General features: G+C 66.2%; 17 protein-coding genes. 10 read left to right on the plus strand and 7 right to left on the minus strand.

The window, feature by feature from the left end; all coding sequences use genetic code 11:
- Position 1: 1 nt before the first annotated feature.
- Both clpX and EU800_RS04425 read right to left on the minus strand, forming a co-directional pair.
- Positions 2-1,261: an ATP-dependent Clp protease ATP-binding subunit ClpX gene (gene clpX, locus EU800_RS04420; protein WP_129628966.1), complete on the minus strand. Its 1,260-nt coding sequence runs from the start codon at positions 1,259-1,261 to the stop codon at positions 2-4.
- A gap of 173 nt (positions 1,262-1,434) precedes the next feature.
- A complete protein-coding gene (locus tag EU800_RS04425) occupies positions 1,435-2,067 on the minus strand; it encodes an ATP-dependent Clp protease proteolytic subunit (RefSeq protein WP_129628967.1) in 633 nt (210 codons plus the stop codon).
- 211 nt (positions 2,068-2,278) lie between these two features.
- Between EU800_RS04425 and EU800_RS04430 the strand changes: the two genes are divergently transcribed.
- From EU800_RS04430 to EU800_RS04440, 3 genes are read left to right on the plus strand one after another with little or no spacing between them, the layout of a single operon-like run.
- Positions 2,279-3,007 (plus strand): ABC transporter ATP-binding protein, encoded by a 729-nt coding sequence (locus EU800_RS04430; protein ID WP_129628969.1) that lies wholly within the window; start codon positions 2,279-2,281, stop codon positions 3,005-3,007.
- Complete coding sequence (locus tag EU800_RS04435; RefSeq protein WP_129628971.1) at positions 3,001-5,385, plus strand: ABC transporter permease; 2,385 nt, start codon at positions 3,001-3,003, stop codon at positions 5,383-5,385. Before EU800_RS04430 ends, EU800_RS04435 begins: the two co-directional genes overlap by 7 nt.
- 4 nt (positions 5,386-5,389) lie before the next feature.
- Positions 5,390-6,625, plus strand: a complete 1,236-nt coding sequence (locus tag EU800_RS04440) for an efflux RND transporter periplasmic adaptor subunit (RefSeq protein ID WP_129628973.1) — start codon at positions 5,390-5,392, stop codon at positions 6,623-6,625.
- Between the two features lie 48 nt (positions 6,626-6,673).
- On the opposite strand, the gene EU800_RS04445 is transcribed toward EU800_RS04440, so the two are convergent.
- The 4 genes from EU800_RS04445 to EU800_RS04460 form a co-directional block, all read right to left on the minus strand.
- Positions 6,674-7,102 carry a universal stress protein gene (locus tag EU800_RS04445; RefSeq protein ID WP_129628975.1) on the minus strand — a complete coding sequence of 143 codons (429 nt, stop codon included), beginning with the start codon at positions 7,100-7,102 and terminating at the stop codon, positions 6,674-6,676.
- Positions 7,103-7,112: 10 nt separating this feature from the next.
- Positions 7,113-9,740 (minus strand): TRAP transporter permease, encoded by a 2,628-nt coding sequence (locus tag EU800_RS04450; protein WP_129628977.1) that lies wholly within the window; start codon positions 9,738-9,740, stop codon positions 7,113-7,115.
- A 211-nt stretch (positions 9,741-9,951) separates the two neighbouring features.
- Complete coding sequence (locus EU800_RS04455) at positions 9,952-10,917, minus strand: TAXI family TRAP transporter solute-binding subunit (protein WP_129628979.1); 966 nt, start codon at positions 10,915-10,917, stop codon at positions 9,952-9,954.
- Between the two features lie 135 nt (positions 10,918-11,052).
- Complete coding sequence (locus EU800_RS04460) at positions 11,053-12,315, minus strand: SulP family inorganic anion transporter (protein ID WP_129628981.1); 1,263 nt, start codon at positions 12,313-12,315, stop codon at positions 11,053-11,055.
- Between the two features lie 241 nt (positions 12,316-12,556).
- Between EU800_RS04460 and EU800_RS04465 the strand changes: the two genes are divergently transcribed.
- Genes EU800_RS04465 through EU800_RS04490 form a run of 6 tightly spaced genes read left to right on the plus strand, consistent with a single transcriptional unit; the run spans position 12,557 to position 18,572 of the window.
- Positions 12,557-15,460, plus strand: coding sequence for a monovalent cation/H+ antiporter subunit A (locus EU800_RS04465; RefSeq protein ID WP_256369754.1), 2,904 nt, complete (start codon positions 12,557-12,559; stop codon positions 15,458-15,460).
- A gap of 1 nt (position 15,461) precedes the next feature.
- Entirely contained in the window at positions 15,462-15,878 is a 417-nt protein-coding gene (locus tag EU800_RS04470) for a Na+/H+ antiporter subunit C (protein ID WP_129628985.1), read from the plus strand.
- Positions 15,875-17,401 (plus strand): monovalent cation/H+ antiporter subunit D, encoded by a 1,527-nt coding sequence (locus tag EU800_RS04475; RefSeq protein WP_129628986.1) that lies wholly within the window; start codon positions 15,875-15,877, stop codon positions 17,399-17,401. The genes EU800_RS04470 and EU800_RS04475 overlap by 4 nt, the downstream gene beginning before the upstream one ends.
- A gap of 15 nt (positions 17,402-17,416) precedes the next feature.
- Entirely contained in the window at positions 17,417-17,908 is a 492-nt protein-coding gene (locus tag EU800_RS04480; protein WP_129629562.1) for a Na+/H+ antiporter subunit E, read from the plus strand.
- Entirely contained in the window at positions 17,905-18,174 is a 270-nt protein-coding gene (locus EU800_RS04485) for a K+/H+ antiporter subunit F (RefSeq protein WP_129628988.1), read from the plus strand. Before EU800_RS04480 ends, EU800_RS04485 begins: the two co-directional genes overlap by 4 nt.
- A 14-nt stretch (positions 18,175-18,188) precedes the next feature.
- The gene (locus tag EU800_RS04490; protein WP_129628990.1) at positions 18,189-18,572 is read left to right on the plus strand and encodes a Na+/H+ antiporter subunit G; all 384 of its coding nucleotides are present in this window, start codon (positions 18,189-18,191) and stop codon (positions 18,570-18,572) included.
- Between the two features lie 249 nt (positions 18,573-18,821).
- Here EU800_RS04490 and EU800_RS04495 read toward each other — a convergent pair whose 3' ends face one another.
- Positions 18,822-19,808: an aldo/keto reductase gene (locus tag EU800_RS04495; RefSeq protein ID WP_129628992.1), complete on the minus strand. Its 987-nt coding sequence runs from the start codon at positions 19,806-19,808 to the stop codon at positions 18,822-18,824.
- Between the two features lie 223 nt (positions 19,809-20,031).
- On the opposite strand from EU800_RS04495, the gene EU800_RS04500 reads away from it, so the two are divergent.
- Positions 20,032-21,213 carry an alpha-D-ribose 1-methylphosphonate 5-triphosphate diphosphatase gene (locus EU800_RS04500; RefSeq protein WP_129628994.1) on the plus strand — a complete coding sequence of 394 codons (1,182 nt, stop codon included), beginning with the start codon at positions 20,032-20,034 and terminating at the stop codon, positions 21,211-21,213.
- Positions 21,214-21,219 lie beyond the last annotated feature (6 nt).

Genomic DNA, 21,219 nt, shown 5'->3' on the forward strand with positions numbered 1-21,219 from the left:
GTCAGCCCGCGGTGGCGTCGCGGTTCTCGGCGTAGATCAGCAGCGGCTGGGTCTCGGAAGTCACCGCCTCCTCGTTGACCATTACCTCCTCGACGCCCTCGAGGCCGGGCAGTTCGAACATCGTGTCGAGCAGGATGTCTTCCATGATCGACCGAAGGCCCCGCGCGCCGGTCTTGCGCGCGATGGCACGCCGCGCAATCGCCCGCAGCGCGTCATCGGTGAAGTTGAGCTCGGCATCCTCGAGTTCGAACAGCCGCTGGTATTGCTTGACGATGGCGTTCTTGGGCTTGGTCAGGATGGTAACCAGCGCGTCCTCGTCGAGATTCTCCAGCGTCGCGATTACCGGCAGCCGGCCGACGAATTCCGGGATCAGGCCGAATTTAAGCAGGTCTTCGGGCTCCAGCGCCTTGAAGAGTTCGCCCGCGTCCTGGTTCTTCTCGTCCTTGACGTCGGCGCCGAAGCCGATCGCCGAGCCCTTGCCCCGCTGGGCGATGATCTTGTCGAGCCCGGCAAAGGCGCCGCCGCAGATGAACAGGATATTGGTCGTGTCCACCTGCAGGAATTCCTGCTGCGGATGCTTGCGCCCGCCCTGCGGCGGCACGGAGGCCACGGTGCCTTCCATGATCTTCAGCAGCGCCTGCTGCACGCCCTCGCCCGAGACGTCGCGGGTGATCGAGGGGTTGTCGGACTTGCGGGTGATCTTGTCGACCTCGTCGATATAGACGATGCCGCGCTGCGCCCGCTCGACATTGTATTCGCTGGCCTGGAGCAGCTTGAGGATGATGTTCTCGACATCCTCGCCGACATAGCCCGCTTCGGTCAGCGTCGTCGCGTCGGCCATGGTGAAGGGCACATCGAGGATCCGCGCCAGCGTCTGGGCAAGATAGGTCTTGCCGCAGCCGGTCGGGCCGATCAGCAGGATGTTGGATTTCTGAAGCTCGATCTCGGCGCTCTTGGAGGAATGGTTGAGGCGCTTGTAATGGTTGTGCACGGCGACCGAGAGAACCCGCTTGGCGCGATCCTGGCCGATCACATAGTCGTCCAGAACCTCGCAGATCTCCTTCGGCGTCGGCACACCATCCGTGGCCTTCAGCCCGGAGGTCTTGGTCTCCTCGCGGATGATGTCCATGCAGAGCTCGACGCATTCATCGCAGATAAACACGGTCGGGCCGGCAATCAGCTTGCGCACCTCATGCTGACTCTTTCCGCAGAAGGAGCAGTAGAGCGTGTTCTTGCTGTCGCCACCGGATGTATTCGCCATGCCATTCCTCTGGGCCCCGGGCCCGTTGTTACGGCCGGATTTCCGACCCGTCTACGGAGGGTGCTTGCGGCACGCTCCGTCCCACCAAGATTATGGCAGCCCCTTCCGGGGCACAATGCCAAATCACCGGGCGGCGCGAACGCGGCCCGACCCGGTGGTTCACCTGTGCGCGATCAGCTCTCCGCGCCGTCCTCGGGTGCCTTGCGGCTCTCGACGATCTCGTCGATATGGCCCCAGTCCTTGGCCTCTTCGGGTGTCATCCACTTGTCGCGGTCGAGCGCCTGGCGGACGGTGTCGTAGTCCTGCCCGGTATGTTTCATGTAGAGTTGATAGAATTTTTCCCGCGTCTTCTCGATATGGCGCGACTGGATCAGGATGTCCTCCGCGGTGCCCTGGCTGCCGCCGGAGGGCTGGTGCACCAGGAACTCGGCATTGGGGAGCGCGAAGCGCATGCCTTTCTCGCCGCCGAGCGCGATCACCGAGCCCATCGAGGCCGCGAGGCCGCAGACCAGCGTCGACACTTTGGGCCGGATATACTGCATCGTGTCGTAGATGCTCATCCCGGCGATCACCGACCCGCCCGGCGAGTTGATATACATCGAGATTTCCTTGGACGGGTTCTCCGCCTCGAGATGCAGGAGCTGGGCGACGATGAGCTGGCTCATGCCGTCATGAACGGGGCCGTTGACGAACACGATCCGCTCCTTGAGGAGCCGGGAGAAGATGTCATAAGCGCGCTCACCGCGGCTCGTCTGCTCGACCACCATCGGGACGAGGTTCATGTAGGTCTCAACAGGGTCTTGCATCGGATCTGCCTCGGTCTGGGGCGGCTGCTGGGGCGCCGCGGAACATCGTCTCAGAGTCGTAGTGTCGCGCCGCGGGGGTTGCAAGGGCGGGCGCCTGCAAGAGGCAACGTCAACCGGCGCCTAAGCACCCGGACGGCGTGTCGCCGCACCCGGCCTCCGCGCTTGCAAGCTGCGCGCCTCCGCCATACCTCTGGTCCCAGGAGGAGCGGCCATGCCACAGCACGCCGACAGAACCGCCCTGCCCGCCTTTCGCACCGAGGGCCTCACCAAGACCTACGGGACCGGCGCCGCCGCCGTGCATGCGCTGCGCGGGGTCGACTTGGACCTCCCGGCCGGCGAACTGGTGGTGCTGCTTGGCCCCTCCGGCTCCGGCAAGTCGACGCTGCTGAACATCCTCGGCGGGCTCGACCGCGCCAGTTCCGGCGTCGCGCATTTTCGCGACCTCGAGCTTACCGCGATGTCGGACCGCGCGCTCACCCGTTACCGGCGCGCGCATATCGGCTTCGTCTTCCAGTTCTACAACCTCATGCCGTCGCTGACGGCCGAGGAGAATGTCGAACTGGTCACCGAAATCTCCGAGACGCCAATGGACCCGGCCCACGCGCTCGACCTGGTCGGCCTAGGGTCGCGGCGCCACCACTTCCCGGCCCAGCTCTCCGGCGGCGAGCAGCAGCGCGTGGCTATCGCCCGCGCCATCGCCAAGCAGCCCGACGTGCTGTTCTGCGACGAGCCCACCGGCGCGCTCGACAGCGCCACCGGCCGCGCCGTGCTCTCGGTGCTGCGAGACGTCAACGACCGGCTCGGCACGACAATCCTCATGGTCACCCATGCTGCCGCCACCGCCGCCATGGCGCACCGTGTGATCCACTTTGCCGACGGGGCCATCCGCGACACCGAGCTCAACGCGTCCCGCCTGTCGCCAGAGGAGATCGAATGGTGAGCCCCGCGCATCTCCTCTCCCCGCTCGACCGCAAGCTCCTGCGCGACCTCTGGCGCATCAAGGGCCAGGCCGCCGCCATTGCCACGGTGATCGGGCTCGGCGTGCTGATGCTGGTGATGATGACCGGTCTGGTGAACACGCTGGATGAGACGCGGGCGGCCTATTACGACCGATACCGGCTGGCCGATGTCTTCGCTCCCGTCGAGCGCGCCTCGGACCGCATGCTGGAGCGGCTGGCCGAGATCCCCGGCGTGCGCGCCGTCGAGGGCCGGGTCACCGGCCAGGCGCTGATCGACGTGGAGGGCGAGATCATCCCGGTCCGCGCCCGCGCGGTCTCTCTGCCGGCCTCCGGCGCGGCGCGGCTCAACGACATCTTCCTCGCCGCCGGCCGCATGCCCGGCCCCGGTCGCGACGAGGAGGTGCTGCTGCTCAAGGGCTTTGCCGATGCGCGCGGGTTGCGTCCCGGCGACCGGCTCTCGGCGACGATGAACGGCGCGCGGCACAGTTTCCGCGTCACCGGCCTCGCCCAGAGCCCGGAGTTCCTCTACACCACCGCGCCGGGCGAGATCGTGCCCGACGACGCGCGCTTTGCCGTGATCTGGATGAACCGGGAAGGGCTCGGCGCCGCCTACGATCTCGAGGGTGCGTTCAACGAGGCGCTGATCGCGCTGGAGACGGGCGCCAACGAGGCCGCTGTGATCGATGCCGTCGACCGCATCCTGAAGCCGCGCGGCGGCCTCGGAGCCTTCGGCCTCGTCGACCTGCCATCGAATTTCTTCATCAGCGAGGAGATCCGGGGGGGGCGGAAGAACGCGGTCTTCGTGCCGCCGATCTTCCTCGGCGTCTCCGCCTTCCTGCTCTACATCGTCGTCAATCGCATCGTTCAGGCCGAGCGCGAGGAGATCGGCCTCTTGAAGGCGTTCGGCTATTCCGACACCGAGGTCTCGGTCCATTACCTGAAGCTCATGCTGACGATCGCTCTCGTCGGCGCCGCGGCGGGCGCGCTCGGCGGCATCGCCGCAGGCCGCGCCATGGCAGGGCTCTACCAGGAATATTACAAGTTTCCCTTCCTGGTCTTCGAACTCGATCCCAAGAGCTTCGTCACCGGCTTCGCCACGTCGGTGATCGCGGCCTGCGCGGGCGGCTTCGGCGTGCTGCGCGGCGTCTTCCGGCTCGCCCCCGCCGAGGCCATGCGCCCGCCGGCGCCGGCCGATTTCAGCGGCACGGGGCGGATGGGCGCCCTCGCCCGCCGCCTGCTCGACCAGCCGGGCCGCATGGTGCTGCGGCGGCTCGAGCGCCAGCCGGGGCGGATGTTCGGCGCCGCCATCGGCATCGCCGCCGGCATGGCGCTCTCGGTCGGCATGATCGGCGTGCAGGCGGGCTTCGCGCGCGCCATCGAGCTCAGCTTCACTGTGCTCGACCGCTCCGACGCACAGGTGACCTTCACCCATGCGATGTCCGACAAGGTGATCTACGAACTCGGCCGGGTTCCGGGGATTCTCGAGGTCGAGCCGATCAGGGTGGCGCCCGTGGTCTTCCGCCACGATTTCCACGAGCACCGCGGCGCGATCAACGGCCAGAGCGCAGAGGCGCGCCTCGCCCGCGCGATGGATTCCGAGCAGCGCCCGCTTTCCCTGCCCGAAGAGGGCATGGTCCTGTCGTCCACGCTCGCCGGCATCCTCGACGCCGCGCCGGGAGACCGGATCACCGCCGAAATCCGAGAGGGCCGCCGGCCGGTGCTCGAAATCCCGGTCGTCGCGGTGGCGGACGCGCTCATGGGTTCACCGGCCTATATGGACATCGACGCGCTCGACCGGGCGCTGAAGGAGCCGGGCCGGGTCTCGGGCGCCTATCTGCGGATCGATTCCGACCAGGCGGGGAACATCTTCCGCGCTGTCCGCGACATGCCGGGCGTGGCCGGCATCGCGCTCAAGGCCGACATGCGGGAGTCGATTCAGACGATGATGGACAGCGGCATGGGCGCGATGCGCTTCATCATGCTCGGCATCGCCGGCATCGTCACATTCGGCATCGTCTACAACGCCGCCCGCATCGCCTATGCCGAGCGCGCCCGCGACCTCGCGAGCCTGCGGGTGATCGGTTTCAGCCGCGCCGAGGCGGCTTTCGTTCTGCTGGGTGAACTGGGTCTGATCGCGCTGATCGCGCTGCCGCTCGGCGCGGCCGGCGGCTTCGGCATGGCGGCGCTGATCTCGGCCGCCTTCTCCACCGAGGTCTATTCCATTCCACTGATGTTCGACGCCCAGTCGGTGGCGACCGCGGCGGTCGCTGTTCTCGTCGCCGCGGCGGTCTCGGGGTGGCTTGTCAAACGCGACCTTGACCGGATCGAGCTGGTCTCGGCATTGAAGACGCGGGAGTAACGGTATGGCTGGCAAAAAACGAACCCGCAGGATCCTGACATTCCTCCTGCTTGCGCTCGTGCTCGCCGGGCTCGGCTGGGCGTTCCGGCCGCAGCCTGTCCTGGTCGATATCGGCGAGGTCACGCAGGGGCCGATGCTGGTCACCATCGACGAGGAGGCGCGCACGCGGGTGCACGAGCCCTATGTCGTGTCGACCCCGGTGACCGGGCGACTGCTGCGGGTGGAGGTGGAGCCGGGTGACGTGGTGACCCGAGGTGTCACCGTGGTGGCACATATGCTGCCCACCAACCCCTCCGCGCTCGACATCCGCACCCGCGAACAGGCCCGAGCCGCCGTCACCGCGGCTGAGGCCGCGCTCCGCGTTGCGCGCGCCGATCTCAACAAGGCCATGGCCGACAATGATCTCGCACAATCCGATCTGGAACGCGCCAAGCGCCTCACCGAGAGCGGCACGCTCAGCGAGGCGTCGCTGGAACGCGCAGAGGCCACCGCGCGCGCCGCGCAGGCGACGCTGGACACGGCCGGAGCCGCGATCGCGATGCGCGAGGCCGAGGTTGACACCGCCCGCGCCCAGCTCATCGGCTTCGATGACCAGGGTCTTGCCGCCGCCCTCCAGATAAGTTCCGAACACGCCACGCCGCTCTTCGCGCCGGCCACCGGGCGGATCCTCCAGGTGATGCAGAAGAGTGAGACCACGCTGGCCGTTGGCACGCCGATCATGGAGATCGGCAATATCGAGGACGATCTCGAAGTGGTGGTGGAACTCCTGTCGACCGACGCCGTGCAGGTCGAACTGGGCGACCCGGTCATCATCGACAAATGGGGCGGCGCGGTGCCGCTCAACGGCAAGGTAATCCGGATCGATCCCTGGGGCTTCACCAAATACTCGGCGCTCGGCGTGGAGGAGCAGCGGGTGAACGCGCGCATCGCCTTCACCGATCCGCCGGAAACCCGCGCCGCGCTCGGGCATGGCTACCGCGTCGAGGTGCGCATCGTGGTCTGGGAGAAGCCGGACGCGGTGATCGTCCCGGCTTCGGCGCTGTTCCGCTCGAATGGCGGGCACGCGGTCTTTGTCGTGGGCGAAGATGGCATGGTCGCGCTGCGCCCGGTGGAGCTGGAGCGGTCGAACGGGCTCGAAGCCTCGGTTGCCTCGGGGCTCGTGCCGGGCGAACGGATCGTGCTCTACCCCGCCCCGGGCCTCGCTGAGGGAACCAAGGTCGCGCAACGCCAGGCGTCTTGAGACGCGCGCGCCAGCGTCCGCGCCATCTTTCGCGTCTGGCGGCGCGGATCAGCCGCGAACGACGAAGACCGACTGTTTCGCGTGCCGGACCACCCGGGCGGCATTGGGCCCGAGAAGGTAGTCCTCCAGATCAGGCTTGTGCGAGCCGAGCACGATGACGTCCGCACCGATCCGGTTCGCCGTCTTCAGGATGTTGTCGTAGACATGGCCCTTGATAACGGTGAGGTCATAGGGAATGTCGTCCGGCAGTTCCGCTGCCGCCCATGCCTCGATACGGCGCTTCTCGTCCGCGACCATCTTCTTGGTCTGGTCGGAAGAGAAATAGGAGCCGACGATGGACATGCCGAAATCCGGAATCACGTTGACGATATGCACCTCCGCGCCGTGGTCACGGGCGAGCCGGAAGCCGGTCTCCGCGACCCGGTGCGCCGAGATCGAATCGTTGAGATCGATGGCCAGCAGGATGGACTTGAACATCTGAATATCCTCAGAAGGCAGGTTGCGTGGCGCGGCGGCGTTGCAGGAAGATAACGCCAGCAAGGAGCAGGAAGGCCGGCAGGAAGAAGACCTCCTTGGGCATCCGGTCGCGCTCGAGCTCGAATTGCTCGATCACCACCGGTTCGTCGCCGTAGAAATCATACTGGTTGGCGAGCTTCTCGAAGAAGGGCGTGCCGAACATCGGCTCCTCGAGGATCAGTGTCTCTCCCTCGGGCAGCAGCATTAGCCCCTTGTCCATCAGCGCCGCCTCTGCGTCGCCGCCCATCGCCCGCACCAGGATGGTAGTCGAGCGCGGCTTGCCGGTGTCGTAGTCCGGGCCGGTCACGACCATCCGCATCGGCGCGCCGTCCTCGAGCGCAGAGGCCGCTTCGAGCGCCGCCGGACCGGTCAGGTGGTCGTAGGGATCGTCGATCTGGTCGAGGAAGAAGCCGGGGCGGAACAGCATGAAGGCGATGAAGAGCAGCACGAGAGTCTCCCACCAGCGCGATTTCGCGAAGAAATAGCCCTGGGTCGCCGCCGCAAAGAGCAGCATCGCCACCAGCGACACGCAGAAGACGACGATCGCGTGGAAGAAGGTGACGTTGATGAGAAGCAAGTCAGTGTTGAAGATGAACAGGAAGGGCAGCAGCGCCGTGCGGATGTCATACATGAACCCCTGCACGCCGGTCATGATCGGGTCCCCGCGCGAGATCGCCGCGGCGGCATAGGCGGCGAGCCCCACCGGGGGCGTGTCGTCGGCAAGGATGCCGAAATAGAAGACGAACATGTGCACGGCGATCAGCGGCACCACGAGCCCCGCCTGGGCCCCGACCGAGACGATGACCGGCGCCATCAGCGAAGAGACGACGATGTAGTTGGCCGTCGTCGGCAGCCCCATTCCGAGGATCAGCGACAGCACCGCGACGAGGAACAGCAGCACCATCAGGTTGCCGCCCGAGATCACCTCGATCACCTGGCCGATCACCTGATGCGCGCCGGTGAGCGAGATGGTGCCGACGATGATGCCGGCCGCGCCGGTGGCGACGCCGATACCGATCATGTTGCGTGCCCCGGCGATCAGACCCTGGATGAAGTCACCGAAGCCCTCGGCGGTCTCGTTGCCGACTTGTTGGCCGCGAAAGATCGCCTTCAGCGGACGGTGGGTCACGGCGATGAAGATCATCGCGATCGTGGCCCAGAAGGCCGAAAGCGCCGGCGAGAGCCGGTCGAGATGATCGGTCGAGACCATGAGGTTCCAGACCAGCACGAAGATCGGCAGGGCGAAATAGGCGCCGCCGATCAGCGTGGGCGTCAGCCGCGGCGCGACGGGGGCCTGTTCGGGGTCGTCGATCTCGATGTCCGGATAACGCGCGGCGATCGCGACGAGGACGAGATAGGCCACGCCGAGCAGCGCCACGGCGACATAGATCGAGCCGTCGCCCATCAGCGGCTGCAACGCCGAGCGCAGCCCGATGACGAGGAAGGTGATGGCGCCAAGGCCGATGAAGCCGGTCAGGAAGAGCAGCAGGATAAGCAGCACGCCGATCTTGCGGCCCTTCTTCTCGAGCCCCTCGAGGCCCATCTTCAGGCTCTCGAGATGGACGATGTAGAGCAGCGCGATATAGGAGATGACCGCCGGCAGGAAGGCGTGCTTGACCACGTCGATATAGGGAATGTTGACGTATTCCACCATCAGGAACGCCGCGGCGCCCATCACCGGCGGCGTGAGCTGACCATTGGTGGAGGACGCGACCTCGACGGCGCCGGCCTTCTCGGCCGGGAAGCCGATGCGTTTCATCAGCGGGATGGTGAAAGTGCCGGTGGTGACGGTGTTGGCGATCGAGGAGCCCGAGATCATGCCGGTCATCATCGAGGAGAGCACGGCCGCCTTGGCCGGGCCACCACGCAGTGCACCGAGCAGCGCGATGGCGACCTTGATGAACCAGTTGCCGCCCCCTGCCCTGTCGAGCAGCGCGCCGAAGAGGACGAACAGGAAGATCATCGTGGTCGAGACGCCGAGCGCCACGCCGAAGACGCCCTCCGTCTGCATCCAGTAATGGCCGAGCGCCTTGGAGAGCGAGGAGCCGCCGTAATTCGTCAGGTTCCGCACCCATTCGGAATAACCGCCGAAGAAGGTGAAGAGCACGAAGACCGAGGCGATGACCACGAGCGGCAGGCCGAGCGAGCGGTAGACGGCGATCAGCAGCACCACCATTCCGATGGCAGAGATCACGACATCGCTGGTGCTCCAGAGGCCGGGACGGGCGGCGATCTCGAGGCGGAAGACGATGAGGTAGAGCGTCGAAATGAGGCCGAGCGCGACGAGGAGCCAGTCATACCAGGGGATGCGGTCGGACGGGGCGCCCTTGTAGAGCGGGAAGGCAAGCGTTGCCAGCGTGAGCGCGAAGGCAAGGTGGATGAAGCGGGCCTGGGTCACCAGGTGGGCAAAGAAGGAGATGCCGGTGGCCTGCGCAAGCATCCCCGGCAGCCGCGAGGCAATGTAGAGCTGGAAGATCGACCAGGCGAGGCAGATGCCGAGAAACAGCAGCGCTTCCCAGCCGCCCGGGTTGCGCGCGCCGGTATCGGCCTCGGCAACAATGTCATGCGCGGTGCTGTGATGAGTGTCCTGGTCGGTCATGCGGATCTTCCCTCGTCTGGCGGCCGGAAGCCATGTCTTTGGCACATGCGGAAGGCGGGTCCGGGGTCAATCTCCCCGTCCTGCTGACGCAGGTTCCTTCCCGGACATGCAGTGACACGCTGACGGCGGCGACCGGCCCGGGAACGAAGGGTCGGGCGGGCGGGCGCTTTTTGCAGGCGCCCGCCCGCCCGTCGTTACGCGCAGGATGCGATCAGTCGATCAGTCCGAGTTCCTTGTAGGCCTTCTCGGCGCCCGGATGCAGCGGCGCGGAGAGACCGTCCTTGACCATTTCTTCGGCTTTGAGGTTTTCGAAAGCCGGGTGCAGGCCGCGGAAGGCGTCGAGGTTTTCCATCACCGCCTTGGCGACGATATAGGCGGTCTCATCGGACACGGCGGTCGATGTTACCAGCGTGGCGCCGACGCCGAAGGTCGTCGTGTCCTTGTCGGTGCCGGCATACATGCCGGCGGGGATCACGGCGACGCGGTAGTAGGGATTGTCGGCCACGAGCTTGTCGATCGGCTCGCCGACCACGTCCACCAGCTTGACGTCACAGGTGGTGGTGGCTTCCTTGATCGCCGCGGCCGGGTGGCCGATGGTGTAGATCATTGCGTCGATATTGTTGTCGCAGATCTCCTTGGCCATCTCGGAGCCCTTGAACTCGGTCGCCAGCGCGAAATCGTCCATGGTCATGCCGAAGGCGGCCATGACGACTTCCATCGTGTCGCGCTGCCCGGACCCGGGGTTGCCGACGTTGACGCGCTTGCCCTTGAGGTCCTCGAAGCTCTCGATGCCGCTGTCGCCGCGCACCAGCAGCGTGAAGGGCTCCGGGTGGATCGAGAACATGGAACGGAGCTCTGGGAAGGCAGCGTCGCCCTCGAACGGGTCGATACCGTTAAACGCCTTGAACTGAACATCCGACTGCGCGACGCCGAATTCCAGTTCGCCGGCCTTGATCGTGTTGACGTTGTAAACCGAGCCGCCGGTGGACTCGACGGCGCAGCGGATGCCGTGGTCCTTGCGGTCCTTGTTCACGAGGCGGCAGATCGCGCCGCCGGTCGGATAGTAGACGCCCGTGACGCCGCCGGTACCGATCGAGATGAACTCCTCGGCGAAGGCAGCCGCTCCGGAAAGCGCTGTTGTTGCAGCGACGAGCGCGCCAATGAAGTGTTTGTTCATGTTTTTCTCCCTGTCGTGCGGCCGTAGCGGGCCGCAACCGCCCCAAGAATGAAACTTTTTAACAAAGGAGGTCAAGGCGAGCACCGGCGCCGTATGACTTACCAAAGGGCAGCCCCCCGGAGGAAAATGCAGACCTCAGCGCTCCGGCATCGACCAGTCGGAGGGCGGAACATGGCGCCTGCGGAGCCGGATTGCGAGGCCGAGCGCCACGCCGACGCCGATTGCGACCGTGAGATCCGTCACCACGGTCAGAACCATGGTCAGGAGCAGTAACACCTTGTCGGCAGTGCGATCGGACAGGTGCGCCCGCCATTTGTGCGGTTCGCTCATATTCCAGGCGGTCAGCAAAAGCAGCCCGGCAAGCGCGGGCATCGCCATCCAGCCGGCGAGCGGTCCAGCGAGCATCATGACCAGCAGGATCGTCACGGCATGGATCAACCCGGCCACCGGCGTCCGTCCGCCGGCGCGGACATTTGTCGCGGTGCGGGCGATGGCGCCGGTCGCCGGCAGCCCGCCGAACAGCGCCGAGCCGACATTGGCCGCGCCCTGGGCGATGACCTCGGCATTGGGGCGGTAGCGGCCACCGAACATGCGGTCGGCGACCATCGCCGAGAGCAGCGATTCAACGCCGGCGAGAAAGGCGATGATGACGGCTGACGGCAGCAGTTCCTCGATGCGCGTGAGTGTGATCTCGGGCAGTTGCGGAACGGGCAGGCTCCGTGGCAGCGCGCCGAAGCGGGATTGCACGGTCTCGACGGGGAGCGTCAGCAGGGCGGCCGCGGCGGAGGTGACCGCGATGGCCAGGATCAGGCCAGGAAACCGCGGCGCGACGTGCCGCAGCAGCATGATGAGAGCCATCGTCGTCAGGCCGACACCAAGCGCTGCACCGTTGAAACTCGCCCGCGCCGCCCAGAGGGCGTCGACGAGGCCGAAGAAATCCGCCGGCGGGTCGGTGAGCTGGAGCCCGAAGAGATCCTTGAGCTGGCTGGTGGCGATGATGATCGCGATTCCCATGGTAAAGCCGTTGATGACCGGCTCCGGGATGTAGGAGATCAGGTTTCCCGCTCGCAGCGCTCCGGCAAGCAGCAGGATGATACCCGCCATCATGGTCGCCAGCACCAGGCCGTCGTGGCCATGCTCGGCAATAACCCCGTAGACGATGACGATGAAGGCACCGGTCGGGCCGCCGATCTGGACCCGGCTGCCGCCGAGGAGCGAGATCAGGAAGCCGCCGACGATGGCGGTGACGAGCCCGGTCGCCGGATCGGCGCCCGACGCGATGGCGATCGCGATGCTGAGCGGCAGCGCGACCATCGCGACGGTGAAGCCGGAGAGCGCGTCGGCCAGGAACAGGGCGCGGGTGTAGTCTTGCAGGGTTGTGAAGATCTTGGGTTTCATGCAGAGCCGGCCTTTCGCGGGTAGCGCTATCAGGTCTCGGCGTCGCCGCGCAGCGGGGCGCGGTGTCACATCCCTTGCCGGACGAGGCGCTGCGCCGGAACGCGACCGGACACAGGCAACCGGCAGAGACCGGTTTGCTTTTTCGTCCGAACTTCCTACAACTCCTCCGGAGCATCGGGTGGCGCACGCCGTCCGGATCGACGCAACGGCGCACCGGGTGGCGGAAGGACGGGGGACACAGGTGAATTACGAAACGGACGCGACGCTCGCCCTGATCGCGGCGCTGCCCTTTATCGGCGCGCTCTTTCCTGGGCTGATGATCCGCGTCGGCCGAAATGCCTGCGCACTCTCGGCCGGGTGGGCAACGCTTTCGGCACTGATCCTGCTCATCACCCTGTCGACCAAGGTCTGGCGCGGCGAGGTGGTGATCTTTCAGCTCGACTGGATGCCGATGCTCGGGCTCGCCGCCAATTTCCGTCTCGACGGGCTCGGCCTGCTCTTCGCCTCGATGATTCTCGGCATCGGCCTGCTGATCATCCTCTATGCGCGGTTCTATCTCAGCCGCGAAGACCCGATGGGGCTCTTCTACACCTACCTGATGCTGTTCCAGGGGGCGATGCTGGGCATCGTGCTCTCCGACAACGTGCTGATGATGGTGATCTTCTGGGAGCTGACCTCGCTGTCCTCCTTCCTCCTGATCGGCTACTGGCGGCACACGGTGCCCGGGCGACAGGGCGCTCGAATGGCCCTCGCGGTCACCGGCGGTGGCGGGCTGGCGCTGATCGGCGGCATGCTGCTTCTCGGGCAGATGGCGGGCTCCTACGACATCTCGGTGATCCTGACGCGGCGCGAGGAGATCCTGGCCTCTCCACTCATGGCCCCTGCCCTCGTGCTGATCCTCCTCGGCGCCTTCACAAAATCGGCGCAGTTCCCCTTCCACTTCTGGTTGCCGCACGCGATGGCCGCGCCGACGCCGGTCTCGGCCTATCTCCACTCGGCGACGATGGTGAAGGCGGGGCTGTTCCTGATGGCGCGGTTCTGGCCGGTCTTCGCCGGCACCGATCTCTGGTTCTACCTCGTGGCCACCACCGGGCTCGTAACGATGGTGGTCGCCGCACTGATCGCCATCTTCAAGGACGACCTGAAGGCGCTGCTGGCCTTTTCGACGGTCAGCCATCTCGGCCTCGTCACCATGCTGCTCGGCTTCGGCACCACAGCGGCGGCCGCGGCGGCGGCGCTGCACATCATCAACCACACGATCTTCAAGGCCGCGCTCTTCATGACCGCGGGCATCGTCGACCACGAGGCCGGGACGCGGTCGATCCCGCGCCTGGGCGGGTTACGCCGACTGATGCCGATCACCGCGACACTGGCCGCGATCACCGCCTTCGGCATGGCCGGCGTGCCGCTCTTCAACGGCTTCCTGTCCAAGGAACTAATGCTCGAGGAGGCAACGCACACCCTCTGGCTCGGCAATCCCTGGCTGGTGCCGGTGCTGGCGACGATCGGCGGGCTGTTCTCGGCCGCCTATTCCTTCCGCTATGTCGCGCATGTCTTCCTCGGTCCGGAACGGGACGACTACCCGCACGCGCCGCATGACCCGGTCTTCGGCATGTGGGCCGCGCCGGCGCTGCTCGCCGCGCTGGTGCTCGTCATCGGCATGTGGCCGCAGGCGAGCCTGGGCGGGTTCCTCGCCGTCGTTTCCGACGCCATCACCCAGGACGACCTGCACCTGCACAAGCTCAAGATCTGGCACGGGCTGACACCGGCGCTCGGAATGTCGGTCATCGCCACGCTCGGCGGCCTGGCCGTCCTCGCCCTTTACCGCCCGCTGGCCGGTGCCTGGAACGCCATGCCCAAGCCCGAGGCCAAGGTCATGTTCGACGCCACCATCGACGCGACGCGCAATGTCTGCGGCGTGATCGCCAACAGGATGCACAACGGGCGCCTGACCAACTATCTCGCGATCTTCGGTGCGGCGACCGTGGCGCTCGGAATCTATGCCTGGGCCTCCGGACTGCACACGCCCGGCGCGCGGGACATGATCGAGGCCAATCTCATCGACTATATCGGCACGGTGCTGCTCTTTGCCTCGACCATCGCGATCATGACCTATCACCGCTCGCGCCTGCTGGTTCTGGTGCTGATCGGCATCAACGGGCTCATCGTCTCGCTGATCTTCGTGCGCCTTTCGGCCCCCGACCTGGCGATGACGCAGGTCACCGTCGAGGTGGTCACGCTGATCCTCATGCTGCTGGCGCTGCACTTCCTGCCCAAGCACACGCCACGCGAGTCGAGCTGGGTCCGGCGCGGCCGCGACATGGCCATCGCCGGCACTGCCGGCCTTGCCACCGCGGCGCTCTCCTGGGCGCTGATGACCCGCGATTTCGAGACGATCTCCGGCTACTACCTCAAGCACGCCAAGCCCGACGGTGGCGGCACCAATGTCGTGAACGTCATCCTCGTCGACTTCCGCGGCTACGATACATTCGGCGAGATCATCGTCCTCGGCATCGCAGCGCTCATCATCTTCGCCCTCGGCGAGGCGCTGATGGACGGCCGCGCCAGCAAGAAGCTCGCCAACTGGGTGCATGAGACCCACTATTCGAAGGACCGCCACCCGCTGATGATGGTGGTGGCGACGCGGGTCATGATGCCGATCGCGCTGATGGTCGGCGTCTACATTTTCCTGCGCGGACACAACGAGCCGGGGGGGGGCTTCATCGCCGGTCTCACCGTCGCCATCGCGCTGCTGATGCAATACATGGCCTCCGGCTTTTCCTGGGCCTCCGAGCGGATCCACTTCCCCTATCACGCCTATATCGGCTGGGGCGTGCTGGTGGCCGGCTTCACCGGCATCGGCGCCTGGTTCAACGGCTTTCCCTTCCTGACCTCGGATTTCGGCTACGTGCACCTGCCCCCGATCGAGGAGTTCGAGCTGGCCACGGCAATGGCCTTCGACCTCGGCGTCTTCCTCACCGTGCTCGGCGCAGTGATGCTCGCGCTCTACTCGCTCTCGCGTATTGCGCGGCGGACCGGCGAGAGCGTCAACGTCTCGCCGATGGACTACGACCCGTCGGCGCTCGCCCCGGAGGATCTGGTGCGCGACGAGCCGCCGATCGGCCAGGCCGGGGAGGTGCGCTGAGATGGAAGCCCTCCTTTCCCTCGTCATCGGGTTGCAGACCGCCGGCGGCATCTACCTTGTGCTGCGCCGCCGCACCTTCTCAGTCATCATCGGAACGGCGCTGCTGACTTATGCCGTCAATCTCTTCCTGTTCGCCTCCGGTCGCCTCGCGGTGAACCTGCCGCCGATCTATTCGCCGGATGTGACGAGCTATACGGACCCCCTGCCCCAAGCTCTTGTCCTGACGGCGATCGTGATCTCCTTCGGCATGACGGCCGTCGTGGTGCTGATCGCGCTCGGCGCCTATCTCGAATCCGATATCGACCATATCGACCTGCGCCGGAAGGCCGGCGACATCGACAGCGACCCCGACGAGATCCCGTGGGAACAGGACCCGCACGACCCGGGCCTCGAGGACCCGAAGGGGGATTTCGAATGAGCCACTGGATCATCGCCCCTGTCGTCCTGCCGGCGCTGATGGCCGCCGTCATGGCCATGGCCATGCGCCACGACGTCGTGCTGCAACGGGTCTTCTCGCTGGCGCTGAGCTTGACGCTGATCGCGATCGCCGGCGGGCTCTTCATCGCCACACTGGACGGGACCGTCCATATCTACCAGCTCGGGGACTGGGTGGCGCCCTTCGGCATCGTCCTCGTGCTCGACCGGCTCTCGGCGATGATGCTGCTGCTGACCTCGCTGCTCTCCGTCGGCATCGTGCTCTACGTCATGGGCTCGGACTGGGACAGGCGCGGCTGGCACTTCCATGCCCTCTTCGCCTTCCAGTTGATGGGGGTGAACGGGGCCTTCCTCACCGGCGACGCCTTCAACCTCTTTGTCTTCTTCGAGGTCCTGCTGATCGCCTCCTATGGCCTGATGATCCATGCCGGCGGGGGCATGCGGCTCCGCGCGGGCCTGCAATACGTGGTTATGAACCTCGCGGGTTCGACGCTCTTCCTCTTCGCCATGGGCACGCTCTATGCGGTGACCGGCACGCTCAACATGGCAGACATGGCGGTGAAGGTTCAGGCGCTCGACCCCGGCGACCAGGCGCTCTTGCGCACGGGCGGCATGCTGCTCGCCATCGTCTTCGGCATCAAGGCCGCGGCCTTCCCGGTGCAGTTCTGGCTGATCGGCACCTATTCCAACGCGCCCGCGCCGGTCGCCGCCTTCTTCGCCATTATGACCAAGGTCGGCGCCTATGCGATCCTGCGGATGTATTCGCTTGTCTTCACCCCCGAGGCGATCGCGGTCGACACCTTCTTCCACGAGATGCTGATGCCCGCCGGGCTGCTGACGCTTCTCATCGGCGCGGTGGGCGTGTTCGGCGCCAAGCTGCTGCCACGGCTCGCCGCCTTTTCGGTGCTGGCCTCGATGGGCACGCTGCTCATCGCCATTTCCATCGGCACGCCGGCCGGCACCACGGCTGCGCTTTATTACCTCGTCCATTCCACCTTCGCGGCGGCCGCGCTCTTCCTGGTCCTCGACCTCGTTGCCGACAGTCAGGGCCCGACGACCCGCGCCCCCGGCGGCCTCGTCGCCTCGCTCTTCTTCGTCGCGGCCATCGCCGTCTGCGGCATGCCGCCGCTTTCGGGGTTCATCGGCAAGCTGCTGGTGCTCGACGCGGCCCGAAGCGACCCGCTCTGGCCGGTCGTCTGGGTGGTCATCCTGGCCAGTTCATTGCTGCTCATCCTCGGCTTCACCCTGCGCGGCAGCCGCTATTTCTGGAAGCCGCTCGATCCCGATTTCGCCAACCCCGCCAATCTCGATCCCGACGGCAACCCCGTCCCGGCGCACCCGATCCGGCCGCTGGCGATCGTCGGCGCCTGCGTGCCGATCGGACTGCTGCTCCTGTTCACCCTCGGCTCCGGGCCAGCGATGGAGCATTTCTCGCAGACCGCCGCCCAGCTCTTTGACACCAACGCCTATATCGAGGCCGTCCTCGGACCGCAGGAGGCGCACTGAGCCATGATTAAGCGCATCCTGCTCCGCGTCTTCCCGCACCCGCAGCTCACCGCCTTCCTGCTGCTGATCTGGCTCCTGCTGGTCAACAACGTCACCGTCGGCAACGTGATCCTCGGCCTGATCATTGGCGTTGCGATCCCGGGCATCACCCAGCCCTTCTGGCCCAACCAGCCCCGCATCGCCCGCCCGTTCAAGGCTGTGAGCTACATCCTGCTGGTGATCTGGGACATCTGCGTGGCCAACGTGACGGTCGCCCGCATCATCCTCTTCAAGTCCAATGCAAACACGCACAGCCACTGGATCGTTGTGCCGCTGGACCTGCGCTCGCCCGAGGCGATCACCATCCTCGCCGGCACCATCACCATGACGCCCGGCACCGTGACCGCGATGCTCGCCGCCGATGCGAGCCACCTGCTGGTGCATTGCCTCGACACCGACGATCCCGACGCCGTGCGCGACGAGATCAAGCACCGCTACGAGCGCCGCCTGAAGGAGATTTTCGAATGATCCAATACGCGCTCTATTACGCCGTCGCCTGCCTCTCCGTCGGCATGCTGCTCAATCTCTGGCGCATCCGTTTCGCCCCCGGCGTCGTCGATCGCATCCTGGCGCTCGACACACTGGTGGTGAACGCGATCGCACTTCTCAATGTCTACGGCATCCTGCTGGACACGGCGGTGTATTTCGAGGTCTCGCTGCTCATCGCCATGTTCGGCTTCGTCTCAACCGTCGCCTATTGCCGCTTCATCCTGCGCGGCAACATCATCGAATAGGAGGGATCGGATCCATGGAGCTTTTCGCGGAAATCATCGTTTCCTTCATACTCGTGGTCGGCGGAAGCTTCTGCCTCTTGGGCAGCTTCGGCCTCATCAAGCTCGACGACACGATGCGCCGGCTGCACGCGCCCACCAAGGCGTCGACGCTCGGGGTCGGTGGCGTGCTGATCGCATCAATGATTTATTTTGCCGCGTTCGCCGACCGTATCTCCTTCCATGAACTGCTGATCACGGCCTTCATCTTCATCACCGCTCCGATCACCGCGAATTTCGTCGCCAAGGCGCACATGCATCGAGACGTGAAGGAGCGGGACCTGCCACCGACGACTGGGAAATACGGCTGGGCCGGCTATGACGAGATCGGCGACGGCCCGCAGCCGATCGACACGAAGTAGCCGGAACGCGTCCATCCGACGGACGCGTCACCCGCGACCGGAAATCGAAGCGCAAAACGGCCCACGCGCGCCCCGTCATGCTAAGGGTCCGAATCGGCGGATGCACCGCGGCGGTTCTGGCGACCGGGCGCGGCAGCAAGGGTCAGAATTGCGCTGGCCGCGCCGGATCTGAGAGACCGCGACGCTACGACCTTACCGGGGAAAGGGACGGGGACCGGCCTCACTGGACGACCGCCCGTCCCGCCCGTCTCAATACGCTCCGCGGATATGGTCCTTCACGCGGGTCTCGTAGAACTCGGTCAGCGTCGCGTGCAGCTCGGGCGAAAGCGGCGGCAGGTCCGAGGCGTCCGTGTTGCGCAGGATCTGGTCCGGCGCGCTCGCGCCAGGGATGATCGTCGAGACCGCGGGGTGATCGAGGATCCATCGCTGGGACATCTTGGCCAGCGTCATGCCCTCCGGCAGGAACGCCTTCAGCGCATCGGCCAGCTCGACGCCGGTCTCGAAAGGCAGCCCGGCAAAGGTCTCGCCCACGTTGAAGGCCGCCCCGTCGCGGTTGAAATTGCGGTGATCGGTCTCGGCAAAGGTTGTCTCGGTCGTGTAGCGCCCGCTCAGAAGCCCGCTGGCCAGCGGCAGGCGGACGATGATGCCCACGCCCTTCGCCTCGGCCTCCGGCAAGAGTTCGGTCACCAGTTTCTGCCGGAACAGGTTAAAGATCACCTGAAGCGATTGCAGCCCGTCCTGCTCGAGGCACATCAGCCCATCCTCGACGGTCTCGACCGAGGCGCCGAAATGCCGGATCGCGCCTTCCTGCTGCAACGCCCGCAGCCAGTCGAAGATCGCGCCGTCGCGCATCACCTGGGACGGAATGCAGTGCAGTTGCAGCAGATCGAGCGTCTCGACCCCCAGCCGCTCGCGGGAGCCGTCGACGCCGCGGCGCAGCGCGTCCTCGGTGTAGCCGTCGGGGTAGACGCCCGGCGCGCGTCCGAACTTCGTCGCGACGCGGATCTCCGGGCCCTCGTGATGCTTCAGGAACTGCCCGATGATGCCCTCGCTGCGCCCGGCGCCGTAGACATCGGCAGTGTCGAAAAAGCGTACGCCGTGATTGACGGCGGTCTCGAGGATCTCCCGCGCGATGTCGCGGTTCACGCCCTCTCCCCAATCCGCACCGATCTGCCAGCAGCCGAGTCCGACCTCGCTGACCTCGAATCCGTCTTTTCCCAGAACCCGTGTCTTCATTGCGAACGCTCCTTTTCGGCCGGCCCGTCGCCAGCGCGCCCGTTATCGGACTCCTTCCCGGCGGCGTCAAACCTCCCGCAGCGCGACTTTTCCGCCGCGGCCGGCAGGATCCGCTCCGGGAATGCCCACCGGCGCGCACGAAACGCGGAAGATGTCACATGGGCGATACAGAGAAGAGTTATCCACAGCGAACAGTTTCGACGCGAACCATCCGGGTTATCCCATGCTGACGGCACTTCCTCCCGTGCGCTTCACCGGCGCGCAGATCCTTCGCGACGGCGCGCTCCAGCGCCGTTCGCTGGCACTCGCAGACGGCCGGATCACCAAGGGTCCGCTGCCCGAGGTGGACATGCGCGGCTACCTCCTGCTGCCCGGCATCATCGACCTCCATGGCGTGGCCTTCGAGCGCGTTGTCGCGCCCTCTTCCGGAACTGCGTCCGACATCCGCCGCTGTCTCGACCTGACCGAGTGCGAGGCCGCGTCCCATGGCGTCACCACAGCCTGGCTGGCGCTCTCCTGGTCCTGGGAGGGCGGCATCCGCGGCCCGGATTTTGCCGAGCGCTTTCTCGCCGTCCATGCCGCCTGCCGCGACCGGACGGGAACCGACCTGCGGGTGCAGATCCGCAGCGAGACCCACATGATCGACACGGCAAACCGGTTGCTCGCCGCAATCCGCCGCCACGCGGTCGACTACGTGATCTTCAAAAACCATCTCGGACGGGCGGTCGAGGCGTTGCGTGCCGGTCCCGCCACGGTTGCTGACGGGGCTTTCCGCGATGCGCAGAGATTCGAGCGCCGCAAGGCGGAGCTACAGGTCCTGCTGGCCCGCGAGAAGGAAGTTCCGCGGCATCTCTGCCGGCTGGCCGACGCCTTTGACACGCTCGGCGTTCGCTTCGGCAGCCATGCCGACCCCGATGGCGAGACGCGCGAGACCTTCTCGATGATCGGCGCCAGCATCGCTGAGTTCCCGACCACCCGCCGCGCGGCCGCTGCCGCCAAGGCGATGAATGACCCGGTGATCCTGAGCGCGCAGAACGTGCTGCACGGCGGCCCCCGCCCGGGCTGCGTCCGCGCGACCGACCTGATCGCGCAGAAGCTTTGCGACGCGCTGGCATCGGAGGATGACTATTCCAGCCTGGCCCGCGCGGCCTGGAACCTGATCGACCGCCGGCTCTGCGACCTGCCGCGGGCCTGGTCGATGATCTCCGAGGCGCCCGCCGACATCCTTCGCCTGCATGATCGCGGCAGACTCGATTTCGGCCGCCGCGCCGATGTCGTCGCCGTCAACGCGGAGACCCGCGCGATCGAGATGACGATCTCGGGCGGTGTGCTGACCCACCTGAGCCACGAGGCCGCCCGCCGTTTCGCCGTCGTCCCGCGCATCGTGGCACTCGCGGCCGAGTAGCCACCC

The organism is Tropicimonas sp. IMCC6043 (genome assembly GCF_004146235.1).
Taxonomy (GTDB): Bacteria; Pseudomonadota; Alphaproteobacteria; order Rhodobacterales; family Rhodobacteraceae; genus Tropicimonas.

Excerpts from the sequence above, each read along its gene's own strand:
- EU800_RS04430 (WP_129628969.1), top strand. The coding sequence starts at position 2,279 with ATGCCACAGCACGCCGACAGAACCGCCCTGCCCGCCTTTCGCACCGAG.
- EU800_RS04490 (WP_129628990.1), top strand. The coding sequence starts at position 18,189 with ATGGAGCTTTTCGCGGAAATCATCGTTTCCTTCATACTCGTGGTCGGC.
- EU800_RS04460 (WP_129628981.1), bottom strand. The coding sequence starts at position 12,315 with ATGAAACCCAAGATCTTCACAACCCTGCAAGACTACACCCGCGCCCTG.
- EU800_RS04425 (WP_129628967.1), bottom strand. The coding sequence starts at position 2,067 with ATGCAAGACCCTGTTGAGACCTACATGAACCTCGTCCCGATGGTGGTC.
- EU800_RS04450 (WP_129628977.1), bottom strand. The coding sequence starts at position 9,740 with ATGACCGACCAGGACACTCATCACAGCACCGCGCATGACATTGTTGCC.
- EU800_RS04440 (WP_129628973.1), top strand. The coding sequence starts at position 5,390 with ATGGCTGGCAAAAAACGAACCCGCAGGATCCTGACATTCCTCCTGCTT.
- EU800_RS04485 (WP_129628988.1), top strand. The coding sequence starts at position 17,905 with ATGATCCAATACGCGCTCTATTACGCCGTCGCCTGCCTCTCCGTCGGC.
- EU800_RS04495 (WP_129628992.1), bottom strand. The coding sequence starts at position 19,808 with ATGAAGACACGGGTTCTGGGAAAAGACGGATTCGAGGTCAGCGAGGTC.
- EU800_RS04455 (WP_129628979.1), bottom strand. The coding sequence starts at position 10,917 with ATGAACAAACACTTCATTGGCGCGCTCGTCGCTGCAACAACAGCGCTT.
- clpX (WP_129628966.1), bottom strand. The coding sequence starts at position 1,261 with ATGGCGAATACATCCGGTGGCGACAGCAAGAACACGCTCTACTGCTCC.
- EU800_RS04500 (WP_129628994.1), top strand. The coding sequence starts at position 20,032 with ATGCTGACGGCACTTCCTCCCGTGCGCTTCACCGGCGCGCAGATCCTT.
- EU800_RS04445 (WP_129628975.1), bottom strand. The coding sequence starts at position 7,102 with ATGTTCAAGTCCATCCTGCTGGCCATCGATCTCAACGATTCGATCTCG.
- EU800_RS04470 (WP_129628985.1), top strand. The coding sequence starts at position 15,462 with ATGGAAGCCCTCCTTTCCCTCGTCATCGGGTTGCAGACCGCCGGCGGC.
- EU800_RS04475 (WP_129628986.1), top strand. The coding sequence starts at position 15,875 with ATGAGCCACTGGATCATCGCCCCTGTCGTCCTGCCGGCGCTGATGGCC.
- EU800_RS04435 (WP_129628971.1), top strand. The coding sequence starts at position 3,001 with ATGGTGAGCCCCGCGCATCTCCTCTCCCCGCTCGACCGCAAGCTCCTG.